A 12,627-nucleotide genomic window follows, 5' to 3' on the forward strand; every position below is an offset into this window, starting at 1 on the left:
GGGCTCTCATGCCGGTCGGTCCGGTGTGCGGGCCAGGGAGCTCAGCAGGAGTTCCGCCTCGGCGGCCACGACCGGGAGTGCGCGGGCGGGGTCGTCGGATCGGGCGAGGAGCATTCCCGCCTCGCACAGTGCGCCGAAGATCAGCTGGGACCGGGCGGTCAGGTCTCCGTCGATGACGTTGCCGTCCACCGCGGCGGCGCGTATGCCCTCGGTCAGGACCCGGAGGGTGTGCGCGTACTCGATCTCGCGTACCGCCTCCCAGCCGAGGACGGACGGGCCGTCCAGCAGCACGATCCGGCGGAAGGCCGGGTCGAGGCAGTGTCCGAGGAAGGTCCGGCAGCCTCGCACCAGCGCGGACCAGGAGTCGGGTTCCTCACCGGCGGCACGCTCGAGCGCGGCGGAGATCTGCCGCTGCTCGTGGATGAAGACTCGCCGGAACAGCGCCGCCTTGTTGCCGAAGTGGTGGTAGGCCGCGCCCTTGGTCACTCCGGCCGCCGCGGCGACCGTCTCGATCGAGGTGGCGGCGTAGCCGTCCCGGCCGAAGAGATCCCGCGCCGCGGAGACGAGCTTGGACGACGTCGCGTCCGAACGCTCGGCCTGAGTACGGCGAGCCATCTCGTCCCCCCTTGACAGGACATTGGGGTCGAACATACGTTCGTATCCCAAGTTACATACTCACGGTATGGAAGTGGAATGGCCATGACCGCACCACCCATCGCAATCTACGGCGCGAACGGGCACACCGGACGCCTCGTGGCCGCCGAGCTGCTCTCACGGGGCCAGGAGGTCGTGCTGGCGGGACGCGACGACGCGGCGCTGCGGGCGATGGCCGGCGAGCTCGGCTCCCGCGCCCACCTCGCACGCCTGGACGACCCGGCGTCCCTGCGCGCGCTCGCGGAGAGCGCCGCCGTGCTGATCCACTGTGCGGGCCCCTTCTCCGTGACGGGTGCCCCCGTCGCCTCGGCGGCGGCGGAAGCCGGCTGCCACTACATCGACCACGCCGTCGAGCCGCACCACGTCAAGCACGTGTTCGAGACGTACCAGGAGCCGGCGCGGCGTACGGGAGCCATCATGATCCCCGGGCTGAGCTTCTACGGCGGCGTGGGAGACCTGCTCGCCGGTGCGGTGACCGAGGGCATGACCGGCATCGACCGGGTGACGGTCGCGTACGCGGTGAGCGGCTGGCGGATGACCACCGGGGCCCTGAACACGGCTCGGCAGCTGTTCGCCGAGACCGAGCGGATCAGCTTCTCCGACGGCGTCCTCCGGATGGGCTACGTGGAGCCGCGCAACGTGGTGTTCCCGTTCCCGCCGCCCATCGGGCCCCGGACGATGATCGCGCCCATTCCCTTCCCCGAGGCCGTCACCGTTCCCCGCCACGTCCCCGCCCGCGAGGTCGAGGCGATGCTGACCGCCAGGACCTTCGAGGAGGAGCGGGTCTTCGACAGCGAGGACGCCGATGCCGAGACACGGGCGCAGACCGACTTCACCGTCGCCGTCCAGGCGATCGCGGAGCACGGCGGCCGTGCGGGTCAGGTGAGCGGGCACGACCTCTGGCGGGCGGGCGCGCTGGCCTCGGTGGAGGCGGCCCTGCGGCTGGCCTGCGGCGAGGCCCCGGCCAAGGGCGGTGTCCTCAGCGCCGGCGAGGCGTTCCCGGCCGAGCCCTTCCTGCGCGTGCTCGAGCGCCGCGGCGCCTTCACCGTCACCCTGTGACACCTGGCCGAGGAGAGACGATGGAACCCATACTCGTCACGGGGGCTGCGGGCGGCCGGCAGGGGTCGACGGGCCGGCACGTCGTGCGCATGCTGCTCGAACGCGGCCAGACCGTACGGGCGTTCGTGCGTACGGACGACGCCAGGGCCGCCGAGCTGCGGGCGCTGGGCGCGGAGGTCGTCGTCGGCGATCTCCGGGAGATCAGCGATGTCATGCCGGCCGTACGAGGAGTGCGCCGGGCGTTCTTCACCTACCCGGTGACCGGCGGAATGCTCGACGCCACGGCCGTCTTCGTCGCCGCGGCCCGGCAGGAAGGGCTGGAGCGGGTGGTCGACGTGTCACAGCTCGCCGCCGACCCCGAGGCCGGCACCCCCCACATGCGCCGGCACTGGGTGTCGGAGCAGGTGTTCGACCGGGCCGGTGTGGGCGCGGTCCACCTGCGCGCGGCGGTGTTCTTCGAGAATCTGGCCGTCCTGGCAGAGGCGGGCGGCGGGCGTGAGCTGGCGCTTCCACTCGGGTCTCACGAGACCGTGCTCCCGCTGGTCGCGGGGGCCGACGTGGCGCGGGTGGCGACGGGCCTGCTCACCGGCCCGGGTGGCGAGGTGGACCCGATCTGCCGGCTGACCGGCGAGATCATGACCATCGGCGAGGCCGCGCGTGCGCTCGGGGGAGGGCTGGTCTACGTCGAGCAGGACCCGTCTGAGTGGCGGCTCAGGGCGATGGCGGTCTACGGCGACGCCGTCGTCGTGGAGCACCTGTCCCATCTGTGGGAGCTCTTCCGGATCATCGGAGGCCACCATGACCTCTACGAGGTGACCGAGGCGATCGAACGCCTCGGCGGACGCCCGCCGCAGACCCTGCGCGAGTTCGCCCGCCCGCGCTGAGTCGGCCTTGACACACTCGATCCGTCGGTCAGTGTGGTGGCTGTGACAAGTCGCGTCTTAGCCGGTTTCGTCCTCTTCGCGGCCCTGCTCGTCCCGGCCACCGAAGCCCGCGCGGACGTGTCCCGTGGCACGCCGACGGTGAATCTCGCCGTGACGGGGTCGGCGACCGCCGACACCACCACCGGGGGAGGGCAGGCGGCGTCGGCCGCCGACGGCAACGCGGCGACCGCATGGTGTCCGGCCGGTCCCTCGGGGACGATCACGGTCGACCTGAAGCGCGCCCGCGCGCTGAGCGGGTTCGGGGTCACCCTGCTGGGCGACGTCCCGGCGGCCGTGACGATCGCGACCGCGACGGCTCCGGGCCGGTTCCGGGTGGTACGAGGCGGGGCGCACGCCGACGCCGGGGCGCCGGTCTGGTTCGCGGCGGCCGGATCGGCCAGGTGGGTGCGGCTGTCGGTGACCGGGGACGCGGGCCGTACGCCCTGCGTGGGCGAGCTGCGCGCCCTGGGACACGGGCCCCCGATCATCGTCGGAGACGACCTGTCGTTCGCCGTGCAGGAGGCGGCGGCCGGAGTCACCTACACCGACCGTGGCCGCGTCGCGCCGCCGGAGCGGATCCTGGCCGGGCACGGCGCCGGCTACGTACGCCTGCGGCTGTGGGTGAACCCTCCCGCCGGATACAGCGACCTGCCGTCCGTCCTGGCGATGGCGCGGCGAGCCAAGGCGGCGGGCATGCGGCTGCTGCTCGACCCGCACTACAGCGACTTCTGGGCCGATCCGCAGACGCAGTCCACCCCGCAGGCCTGGGCCGGCCAGGATCTGCCCGCCCTCGCGCGTACGGTCCGTGGCTACACGCGCGACGTCCTCGACCGGCTGCGCGCGCAGGGCACACCGGCGGACATGCTGCAGCTCGGCAACGAGATCCGGAACGGCATGCTGTGGCCGGCCGGGTCCGTCGACTGGACCGCGGACACGGGCTGGGACGCCCTGGGCACCCTGCTGCGCGCGGCGGCCGACGGCGCACGAGACGCCCGCGGCCCGACCCCCAGGCTCGTGGCCCACTTCGACCAGGGCGGCGACAACGCGTGGAGCCGGTCGTTCTATGACCACCTCGTGGCGCAACGCGTGCCGTTCGACGTCATCGGGCTCTCCTACTATCCGTTCTGGCACGGCACGCTGTCCGACCTGCGCGCCAACCTGAACGACCTGGCCGTCCGGTACGACCGCGACGTGGCGGTGGTCGAGACCCAGTACGGCTGGACGCTGGACAACGGCGACCGGCTCGGCAACTTCCTGTGGCAGGCGTCCCAGCTCGTTCCCGGGTACCCCGCGAGCCCCGGCGGACAGCTCGCCTTCCTGTCCGACCTGCTGTCGACCGTCGCGGCGGTCCCGGACCACCACGGCGCCGGCGTCTTCTACTGGGCGCCGGAATGGGTCCCCGGCGTCGGCTGGGCGCCGGGCGAAGGCACGCCCAACGACAACCTCACCCTTTTCGACTTCCAGGGCCGAGCCCTGTCCTCGGTCGACTTCGCGGACCCACTGCGCGCGACCAGATAGGCGTGACAACCCGGTCGCATCGCGTACGGGCAGGGTGGCGGCCGCCCTTGGCGGCGGGGGGCCGCCGCCACCGTGGTGCCGAGGCTCTGGCGCCGCCGAACGCCAGGTCCGACCCGAACACCACCGGCACCACGTCCATCGCGACCTCGTCCACGAGCCCGGCGGCGAGGATCTGGCCGCCCACGTCGCCGGCGTTCACGCTGATGGTCCGCTCCCCGGCGAGCTCCTGGGCCTTGTCGATCGCAGCCGTCACGTCATCGGCGAAATGGCAGGACGCCTCGGGGTGCCAGCCCACGGGCTTGGCCGGTGGGACACCACGACACCAATCGTGGAGTGGCCCGACGTCGTCGTTCTCGTCGGCGATGAAGCCGTCCACCGACACCACGTTGTGAGCCCGATCTCGTCGTAGTGGCGCAGAGTCCGTGACGTCACCCCGGACCATGATCACTGTGCCCACGGGCTCTCCTCGAGCTCGCTCGTCAAAGTTTCCCGGTCGCGCCCCGGGCAGCGGAGCCGCGGGGCGGTGATGTGCCCGGACCGGGCGGGGTGACCGGGAGCCGGGCGTCGGTGACGTTGTCGAACCGGGTGTCTCCGCCACGGACGAGGACGAAGTGGCTGGTGATCACGGCCTGGTAGACGCGCAGCGGCCCCGCCGGTTCGAGGTCCTCCGGGCCCAGCCGGTGACTGGCCGGCACACGGGTGTTGAGCAGGGCGAGGGCCGCGACGCGAGCGTCGGCCGCGACCGGCTCGGCGGTCGCCTCCAGGTAGAGCGCCTCCGCCCCGCCGATGGGCGCGTGCGTGTCGAAGACCGTGATGGCCACGTCCGGGCGCGCCGCGATGTTGCGGGAATGCCGGCTGTCCGGTGCGGACACCCACAGAATCCGGCGCTCGCCGTCGGCCGCGTAGAAAACGGGGGTGGCCCACGGGCGACCGTCTCCGTCGGCGGTCGCGAGGACGAGGTACCGATGCTGAGCGAGCAGCCGTGGCACGGTGTCCCACATCACGCCCAGCTCGTCCTCGGGCAGGCCGGATGGGACCTCCGACTCCGCGTCGGCCGGTTCGAGTCCTGCCACTTCGCCTGCCATCGGTCCTCCCGCTGTTGTGCCGTCGCGGCCATCCTGGTTCGCCGGCGGTGGCGTCATCAAGGGCGGAGTCCAGCACAATTGTTCAGCCGACATGAACAATGAGGGGATGGAACGGCAGGGACATCGAGGTGTTCCTCGTGCTGGCCCAGGAACTGCACTTCGCCCGCACCGCACAGCGCCTGCGTGTGGCCCCGGCCTCGGTCAGTCAGACGATCAAGAAACCCGAGCGCCGGTTCGGGGCGCCCCTGTTCACGTCAGGACCACCCGCCGGGTGGACCTGACCCCGCTCGGCCGCCAGTTCCTCGACGAGCTCGGCCCGGCCTACGCCCAGGTCCAGGCGGCGATCGCGCGAGCGACCGCCACGGGTCACGGCACCACCGGTGAACTCCACCTCGGCTACATGTCCGCCGCCCTGACCCGCCGCCTCCTGACGCTGGTCGACACCTTCCACGCCCGCAGCCCGGCGGCCGGGTCCGCATCCGTGAGACCGCCCTGGCCGACCTGTACGGGCCGCTACGCCGCACCGAGGTCGACCTGTCGATCCTGCCGCTGCCCGTTCAACGAACCGGATCTCACCGTCGGGCCGGTAGTGCTGTCCGAGGCCGCACTGCTCGCCGTCCCCGCCGACCACCGGCTGGTCCGGCGCACCCATCTCACCCCCGGCGATCTGACCGACCAGACCTTCCTGTTCGCGCAGGACCTTCCCGGCTACTGGATCGAGCACCACCTCCCCATCGCCCGGCCGGCGGCGATGGATCACCCTGCTGCCCGGCTTCCAGGAAATGCCGGCCTATGTCGCATCCGGCCACGGAGTGGCCATCGTCGGCGCCCAGACCGAGCAGCTCTACCCACGGCCCGGCCTGACCTGCGTCCCCATCGCCGGACGCCCCACCTTCGACTACGCACTCATCTGGCGCACCGGCGACCTCAACGCCCTCGCGTCGGCCTTCCTCCATCACACCGCCGCCACGCCCCGCCACGGTGCGCGGAATGACTCATTGAGCGGGTCGAGGTCGTTGAAAATGCGATTACTCCGGCCTTTTGCAGCGACCATCAGGAGAAACGAACGGCGTCCAGTGAATATCGCTGCTCCGGCGCGAAGGCAGACGCCTTTTCCGTTAAAGGCGGTGATAAGTTCTGTCGCGGTACGGGCGGCGGACCCTGACCGCGCACGCATTCCGAGCATCTCGACCCCAGCACGGCTTTGACGTGGGAAAGACACGTCCGTCCCGGACGTGAGGCGTATCTTCGCCGCGCTCCTGGGAGACGGCTGTCACGGGTGAATTCGACTGGAGGGAATATGGGCCGGCTTTCGATGGTCGTGTTCATGGTGGTGATCACCGTTGCGGGCTGCGGTGGTGCCGGCGACTCCAACGCCGGAGGCGGTTCGCCGGTCCCTTCGCGTACGCCCAGTGCCGCCGCGTCCGTGACGAACTCCGCGACTGCCGGTGCTCTTCCGGTGGCGGCCGACGGGACCCGGCTTTCCGCATGTCACACGCGTAAATGTGAAGTGCTCGTCTCGCCTCACGATGAGATTTCTCCGCCGGCCCGCCTCGGCGTCACCACGGTCACCGTCAAGTCCATCACCGGCGAAGGGGTCACCTACGCCGGCAGCGGGCCCGGGATCACGCTCTCCCTCGGCGGGCAGCGGCGAGGGATGACGTCCTACATGAACAACCTCGCGATCACCACGGTCGCGGTCCAGGACGGTAAGGCCGTAGTGCGGTTCGCGAAGCGGTAGCCGAACGCGACGGCGGACGGACGCGGCGGACCCGCCCGCGCGGGGCGATGTCGCGACGCGGCTCGGGCCGGTCGCGACCCGGGCTCGCGGAGTGCCCGACGGTGCGCCGTACGGCGACCGGCCGTACGGCACACCCGCCGGGCAGGGCGGACGTGATCGGCGCCACGACGAGCAGGACGGCCCAGACATATCCGAACGGACAGGTCTCGGAGCGTGGCACCCACCGCCGTCCGAACCAACTCCCTCGCCTACGGCAGCGGTGCCGTACGCATGCGTCACCCTAAGGAGAAGTCTCGGGAGGGGTCCCGAGCCGCCCGGTCGTCTCCGGGCGAGACCACCGCCGTCCGGTCGGGGTGCTCGGCGGATCCCCAGGGTGACGCCCGGCGAGTACAAAGATCCGTGCTCGGCAGATCCAAAGCTGCATCTTCGGCAGATTGAAAGCACGACTGCTAGGATCGGCTGGTGCGCAAGGCGATGGACTACGTGCCCCGGAGGGCGGCCGAGCTGATCGGCGAGGCGCTCGCCGACACCCGCGTCGTCGTGGTGAACGGTGCCCGTCAGGTCGGCAAGAGCACTCTGGCCGAGGTCGTCCTCAGACACGATCCGAACGGCGTCGCACGGTTCCTCGACGATCCGGTCACGCGTGCCGCCGCCACCGAGGATCCCGTCCGGTTCGTCCGGCACGACGGGCTGATGCTCATCGACGAGGTGCAGCGCGTCCCCGACCTCTGGCTGGCGATCAAGCATCTGGTCGACCGTGACCCGCGCCCCGGGCGGTTCCTGCTGACCGGGTCCGCACGGCTGCTCGCGCTGCGCAGCCTGCCCGACACCCTTCCCGGCCGCTCGGAGACCATCGAGCTGTGGCCCCTGTCCCAAGGAGAGATCGAGGGTGCGCCCGACGGTTTCGTGGACGCGGCCTTCACCCACGGCGCCGATATGCGGGCCGGGCCGTCCGCGCTGCTGCGCAAGGACTACCTCATGCGGGCGGCGCGCGGTGGCTATCCGGAGGCGCGACGCCGTGAGTCACCGCTGCGCCGGCGGAGGTTCTTCGAGGGCTACCTCGCCGATCTGCTGAGCCGTGACGTCAAGCAGGTGGCCGACATCGAGAAGGCCGGTGACATGCGCCGGCTCGTCGCGTTGCTCGCCGCGCAGACGAGCGGGCTGCTCAACGTCAACCGTCTCGCCGGCGAGCTCAGCATCACGGCGCCGACGGTCCGCAGTTACATCGAGATCCTGGAGACCGTCTACCTCGTCCGGCTCATCCCCGCGTGGTCGGCGAACCGCGGGGTCGCCGCGCCCAAGGTCATCTTCGTCGACCCCGGGCTGGCCGGCCACCTGACGGCGGGCGCGGTCACCGACGCGTCCCTCGGCGGTCACCTGGAGAACTTCGTCCTCGGTGAGCTGGCGCGGCAGCTCACCTGGGCGGACACGCCCGTCCGCCTCTACCACTACCGGGACCGGGACCAGTACGAGGTGGACGGCGTTCTCGAGGACAACGCGGGCCAGGTCGTCGGCGTCGAGGTGAAGGCCGCCGAGACCGTACGCGCCGATGACTTCCGCGGCTTGAAACGGCTCCAGCGGCGGCTTGGACCGCGATTCCGCGCCGGGTTCGTTCTCTACTGCGGCACCGACTCGCTCAGCTTCGGCGACGGCCTGACCTGCCTGCCGATCTCCGCGCTGTGGACGACCGAGGCCGGGCGAGCGCCCGGCGCGTAGCGGCCGGGGCCGCCCGGCAGCACCCTTCGACGGTCTCGGCTGCCGGGCGGCCGCCTCAGGAGTGGAACGCGTCACGTAACGCGCTCCGGCGGCGATCCTCAGCCGTCGACGCCGAGGTAGCGAGCCCGCAGGACGCGGTGGGGCAGGACCATCACGGTCTCGATCACCGGGCGGGGCGTGGCCGGCAGGCAGGAGGCCGTCAGGACGCCGATACGCGCGACCCGGGCGGTGATCGCGACGCCACCGCCGCGGAACCGGTCCACTCCGCGTGCCCTCGGCACCCAGGTGCCGTACAGGTCACCGCTGATCGGCTGGCCGGGGGCGACCGGGCCGCCGGATCCGGCCATCCGGAACGACGTGGCCTGCGCGCCGTTGACGTCGATGCCGGCCACCGCGGTCCACGAGTCGATGGTCACCGGAGCCCGCAGGCTCAGCCGGGCGATGTGCAGCTGGAACCGGACCGGCTGCCCGACGACCACCCGGTCGGCCATGGCGTTCAGCGTGCCGTTGATGACGATGGGCCGGGCACCGAGCACCGGGACGGTGCAGGTGTAGGCGGCCGAGAAGACGGAAGCCCGCGCGGACTCCTGCGCCGAGGCGGCCCCCGTGCCGCCGAGCGCGATCACCGTGGCGGTGGCCATGGCGTGCTTTCCGATGGACTTGATCATCTACTGCTCCCCGTCGAAGTCGGTCCCGGACACCGGTGGGCATCCGGGAGTTCCCCCGACGACGTCATCATGGTCACAGCGCGTACCGCGCGGTTTTTACCGGCGGCGGCGAAGATCGCTACCCGCCGGTGGTGATGGCGGTACGCGGCGGGGCCCGGTGTCAGGCGCCGCGGTCCGCGAAAGGGCCGGGCGCGGTGAGAACCCTCTTGGCGAAGCGTTCGCCGATGCGCCGGTGCGTGGCGGCGTCCGGGTGGAGCCGGTCGGGCAGCGGCAGCTCGGCGGAGTCGGCCTCGCCGTAGAGGTCGAGGCCGTCGAGGTAGCCCAGGTGCGGGTCCACGGCCGCCCGCTGCTCCACGATCCGGGCGAGCTCGTCCCGGATGACGCGCAGGGTGAGCTTCCCGCTCGCGATCTCCGCGGGATCGCCCGTGGCCCGGAACCTCAGTTGCCCGTCGCCGAGGGCGGTGAGGTCCGCGGCGCTGGGGCCGGGGGTGTCCTCGTGGATGGGGCAGTAGATGGGCGAGACGACCAGCAGCGGTGTCGTGGGGGTGGCCTTCGCGGATGGTGTCGAGGAAGCCGTGCACGGCGGGGGTGAACGCGCGCAGGCGCATCAGATCGGTGTTGACCAGGTTGATGCCGATCTTGACGCTGATCAGGTCGGCGGGGGTGTCGCGCATGGCGCGGGCGGTGAAGGGGTCGAGCAGGGCGCTGCCGGCCAGGCCCAGGTTGATGAGGTCGACGCCGCCGAGGGCGGCGGCGAGGGCGGGCCAGGTCGTGGTGGGGCCGGCCGCGTCGGAGCCATGGCTGATCGAGCTGCCGTGGTGCAGCCACACCTTGCGACCCCGGTCCGGGACGGGCTCGACGGGGGCGTCGGTGCGCAGGGCGAGGAGTTCGGTGGTCTCGTTGTGCGGCAGCCAGATCTCGACGTCCTTGTCCGCGTCGGGCAGGCCGCCGAAGCGGAGGGTGCCGGCCGGGCCGGTGCTCGGCGGTCCCGGTGGTCATGTCGATGGTCAGGGTGTTGCCGCCGGTCACGCCGGACCGGCCGGCCAGGCGGCCGTCGACGAGCAGGTCGTACACACCGTCCGGGCGGGGCGGCGCGCCCACGTAGATCCGTTTGGTGGGCAGTGTGTCGAGTTCGAGGGCGGTGGCGCGGGTGCGGAAGGCCAGCCGTACGCCGGAGGGCTGGGCCTCGGCCATGGCGAGCTGCCCGTCGGTGCACTGGGCGCGGGCCCAGGCGGGCAGCCGGTGGGGGAGCACGCCGCCGGCGGTGTGCTCCAGGTCGAGGGCGCCGCGCAGGAGGTCCGCGGTGATCGGCGTGGTGATCCAGTCGTTCTCGGTGTGCATCGTCTTGGCCTGTCGATCGAGGGGTTCGCCGTACGGCCGGTGGCTGCCGGCAGGTGTGGGTACCGGCGTCAGGGGACGGGCCGGTTTCGTAGCAGGGCCTCGAGGTGATCCAGGATCCATGACCAGGTCTCCTGCGTGCCGGGGGCGCTGTGGCTGAACCCTCCCCCCATCTCCAGGCTGACGTAGCCGTGGAAGACGCTGCCCAGCAGCCGGACGGCGTGTGTCTGGTCCGGCTCCGTCAGGTCGTAGCCGCGCAGGATCGCCCGGGTCATCTGCGCATGCCTGCCCCCGGCACTCGCCGCCGCCGTCTCCGGGTCGAGGCGGAGTTGTGCCGCGGCGTAACGGCCGGGATGCTCCCGTGCGTAGTCGCGGTAGACACATCCGAAGGCGGTCAGGGCGTCCTTGCCGGCGCGCCCGGCGAGGGCGGCGGCGACCCGGTCGGCGAGTTCCTCCAGCGCCAGCAGGGCGATCTTGGTCTTGAGGTCCTGGGAGCTCTTCACATGGGAGTACAGACTCGCGACCTTGACATCGAACCGCCTGGCGAGCGCCGACACGGTCACGTGGTCGAAGCCGACCTCGTCGGCGAGCTCGGCCCCTGCCTGGACCAGGCGTTCCGTGGTCAGTCCCGCGCGCCCTGCCATAACCTCTCCCTCATCCGCCTGAAACCACTATGCATTTGCCTAAAGCCTTTAGGCAAATTAGCTTACTACTCATGAGGCCGCTTACCGAGCAAGAGATCCGTACCGCGTTCGTGAACTGCACCAAGGGCGAGGCGAAGCGCCTGTCCGTCCCGCGCGGTCTGGCCGACCGGCCCTGGGAGGACCTGGACTATCTCGGCTGGCGTGATCCTCAGGCCCCCGACCGCGCCTACCTCGTCACCGAGCTGGACGGCCGCCTGCGCGCCGTCGCGCTGCGCTGCCCCCGCCCCGCCTCCTGGCGGCTACGGCGCACGATGTGCTCGGTGTGCCTGGCCACCCACACCGGCGGCGTGTCCCTGATGGTCGCCCCGAAGGCGGGGAAGGCCGGACAGCAGGGCAACTCGGTGGGCATCTACATCTGCAGCGACCTCGCCTGCTCGCTGTACGTGCGCGGTAAGAAGCACCTGGACCCCGGCGCACGGCTCCCCGAGTCGCTCACCCTGGAGGAGAAGATCCAGCGGACCGTGACGAACATCGCCGCGTTCGTCGTCAAGGTGACCGCGTGACTCAGGTGATGCCGAGTTCACCCGCGCGCAGGCCGGCCTGGAAGCGGGACTCGGAGTCGAGAGTCCTCATCAGCTCGGCGACGCGCCTGCGGTAGGTGCGCAGGGAGATGCCCAGGCGCCGGGCGGCGACCTCGTCGGTGAGGCCGGCGCCGAGGGAGCGGAGGATGTCGCGGGCGTCCGGGCCGAGCAGCGGGAGTTCCTGCCGGTCGGCGAGCGGTACGGCGGTCTCCCAGGTGGCGTCGAACAGTGCGTGCACCGGGTCGATCAGCGCCGGGGACGTCGTCACGGTGAACTCACGGTCGCCGGGCGCGCCCGGACCGGCGAGGAACAACACCCGCCGGTCGATGATGATCGTCTCGTGGGGGAGGCCGGCGTCGCAGATGCGGATCTGGGCTCCCGCCGCGGCGATCTGGAGCAGATGGTCGCGCTGTTCGTCGTCGGCCAGCGCGACCGCGGTGTAGAGCTTGCGTACGACGACGCCGTTGCTCAGCGGCGTACGCAAGCGCTGGGAGATGGTGACGCGCGACTCCGGGTGCGACCAGGTGTTCAGGTCGGTCGCGGCGCACAGGAACTCCTCTTGCACCCCGGCGAACAGGTGCCCGGCACGCTCGCGGAGCTCGCTCTCACCACGGACGGTGATGACCTGGTCGTTCGGCACGCCTGTCAGTCTGAACCCCGGGAACGGCCGGAGCAAATGGCAGCTTGCTGCCAGCGGATG

General features: G+C 71.5%; 13 protein-coding genes and 1 pseudogene. 8 read left to right on the plus strand and 6 right to left on the minus strand.

Annotated elements, in window-relative coordinates; genetic code table 11:
- Positions 1–6: 6 nt before the first annotated feature.
- Positions 7–615: a TetR/AcrR family transcriptional regulator gene (locus FB559_RS25885; protein ID WP_185792402.1), complete on the minus strand. Its 609-nt coding sequence runs from the start codon at positions 613–615 to the stop codon at positions 7–9.
- Positions 616–699: 84 nt separating this feature from the next.
- Between FB559_RS25885 and FB559_RS25890 the strand changes: the two genes are divergently transcribed.
- Genes FB559_RS25890 through FB559_RS25900 form a run of 3 tightly spaced genes read left to right on the plus strand, consistent with a single transcriptional unit; the run spans position 700 to position 4,154 of the window.
- Positions 700–1,713 (plus strand): saccharopine dehydrogenase NADP-binding domain-containing protein, encoded by a 1,014-nt coding sequence (locus FB559_RS25890; protein WP_141958468.1) that lies wholly within the window; start codon positions 700–702, stop codon positions 1,711–1,713.
- 20 nt (positions 1,714–1,733) lie between these two features.
- Complete coding sequence (locus FB559_RS25895; RefSeq protein WP_141958470.1) at positions 1,734–2,597, plus strand: NAD(P)H-binding protein; 864 nt, start codon at positions 1,734–1,736, stop codon at positions 2,595–2,597.
- A gap of 42 nt (positions 2,598–2,639) precedes the next feature.
- On the plus strand, positions 2,640–4,154 hold the full coding sequence (locus FB559_RS25900; protein WP_185792403.1) for a glycoside hydrolase family 53 protein: 1,515 nt from the start codon (positions 2,640–2,642) through the stop codon (positions 4,152–4,154).
- Positions 4,155–4,633: 479 nt separating this feature from the next.
- On the opposite strand, the gene FB559_RS25910 is transcribed toward FB559_RS25900, so the two are convergent.
- On the minus strand, positions 4,634–5,239 hold the full coding sequence (locus tag FB559_RS25910) for a pyridoxamine 5'-phosphate oxidase family protein (RefSeq protein WP_185792404.1): 606 nt from the start codon (positions 5,237–5,239) through the stop codon (positions 4,634–4,636).
- A gap of 98 nt (positions 5,240–5,337) precedes the next feature.
- On the opposite strand from FB559_RS25910, the gene FB559_RS25915 reads away from it, so the two are divergent.
- From FB559_RS25915 to FB559_RS25930, 4 genes are all read left to right on the plus strand, one after another.
- A complete protein-coding gene (locus FB559_RS25915; RefSeq protein WP_141958475.1) occupies positions 5,338–5,520 on the plus strand; it encodes a helix-turn-helix domain-containing protein in 183 nt (60 codons plus the stop codon).
- Positions 5,511–6,233, plus strand: a complete 723-nt coding sequence (locus FB559_RS25920) for a type 2 periplasmic-binding domain-containing protein (RefSeq protein WP_141958477.1) — start codon at positions 5,511–5,513, stop codon at positions 6,231–6,233. The genes FB559_RS25915 and FB559_RS25920 overlap by 10 nt, the downstream gene beginning before the upstream one ends.
- Before the next feature lie 306 nt (positions 6,234–6,539).
- Positions 6,540–6,980, plus strand: a complete 441-nt coding sequence (locus FB559_RS25925; protein WP_141958480.1) for a hypothetical protein — start codon at positions 6,540–6,542, stop codon at positions 6,978–6,980.
- 462 nt (positions 6,981–7,442) lie between these two features.
- A complete protein-coding gene (locus FB559_RS25930; protein ID WP_246122051.1) occupies positions 7,443–8,696 on the plus strand; it encodes an ATP-binding protein in 1,254 nt (417 codons plus the stop codon).
- Between the two features lie 98 nt (positions 8,697–8,794).
- Here the strand turns inward: FB559_RS25930 and FB559_RS25935 are convergent, their stop codons facing one another.
- From FB559_RS25935 to FB559_RS25945, 3 genes and pseudogenes are all read right to left on the minus strand, one after another.
- The gene (locus tag FB559_RS25935; protein WP_141958482.1) at positions 8,795–9,364 is read right to left on the minus strand and encodes a hypothetical protein; all 570 of its coding nucleotides are present in this window, start codon (positions 9,362–9,364) and stop codon (positions 8,795–8,797) included.
- A 160-nt stretch (positions 9,365–9,524) separates the two neighbouring features.
- A pseudogene (locus tag FB559_RS25940) lies at positions 9,525–10,705 on the minus strand (GDSL-type esterase/lipase family protein).
- Positions 10,706–10,773: 68 nt separating this feature from the next.
- Positions 10,774–11,346, minus strand: coding sequence for a TetR/AcrR family transcriptional regulator (locus FB559_RS25945; RefSeq protein WP_141958484.1), 573 nt, complete (start codon positions 11,344–11,346; stop codon positions 10,774–10,776).
- Positions 11,347–11,417: 71 nt separating this feature from the next.
- Between FB559_RS25945 and FB559_RS25950 the strand changes: the two genes are divergently transcribed.
- Positions 11,418–11,909: an FBP domain-containing protein gene (locus FB559_RS25950; RefSeq protein WP_141958486.1), complete on the plus strand. Its 492-nt coding sequence runs from the start codon at positions 11,418–11,420 to the stop codon at positions 11,907–11,909.
- Position 11,910: 1 nt separating this feature from the next.
- Here the strand turns inward: FB559_RS25950 and FB559_RS25955 are convergent, their stop codons facing one another.
- Positions 11,911–12,567 carry a helix-turn-helix domain-containing protein gene (locus tag FB559_RS25955; RefSeq protein ID WP_141958488.1) on the minus strand — a complete coding sequence of 219 codons (657 nt, stop codon included), beginning with the start codon at positions 12,565–12,567 and terminating at the stop codon, positions 11,911–11,913.
- Positions 12,568–12,627: the final 60 nt, after the last annotated feature.

The organism is Actinoallomurus bryophytorum (genome assembly GCF_006716425.1).
GTDB lineage: Bacteria > Actinomycetota > Actinomycetes > Streptosporangiales > Streptosporangiaceae > Actinoallomurus > Actinoallomurus bryophytorum.

Excerpts from the sequence above, each read along its gene's own strand:
- FB559_RS25890 (WP_141958468.1), top strand. The coding sequence starts at position 700 with ATGACCGCACCACCCATCGCAATCTACGGCGCGAACGGGCACACCGGA.
- FB559_RS25945 (WP_141958484.1), bottom strand. The coding sequence starts at position 11,346 with ATGGCAGGGCGCGCGGGACTGACCACGGAACGCCTGGTCCAGGCAGGG.
- FB559_RS25910 (WP_185792404.1), bottom strand. The coding sequence starts at position 5,239 with ATGGCAGGCGAAGTGGCAGGACTCGAACCGGCCGACGCGGAGTCGGAG.
- FB559_RS25885 (WP_185792402.1), bottom strand. The coding sequence starts at position 615 with ATGGCTCGCCGTACTCAGGCCGAGCGTTCGGACGCGACGTCGTCCAAG.
- FB559_RS25895 (WP_141958470.1), top strand. The coding sequence starts at position 1,734 with ATGGAACCCATACTCGTCACGGGGGCTGCGGGCGGCCGGCAGGGGTCG.
- FB559_RS25925 (WP_141958480.1), top strand. The coding sequence starts at position 6,540 with ATGGGCCGGCTTTCGATGGTCGTGTTCATGGTGGTGATCACCGTTGCG.
- FB559_RS25935 (WP_141958482.1), bottom strand. The coding sequence starts at position 9,364 with ATGATCAAGTCCATCGGAAAGCACGCCATGGCCACCGCCACGGTGATC.
- FB559_RS25950 (WP_141958486.1), top strand. The coding sequence starts at position 11,418 with ATGAGGCCGCTTACCGAGCAAGAGATCCGTACCGCGTTCGTGAACTGC.
- FB559_RS25915 (WP_141958475.1), top strand. The coding sequence starts at position 5,338 with ATGAGGGGATGGAACGGCAGGGACATCGAGGTGTTCCTCGTGCTGGCC.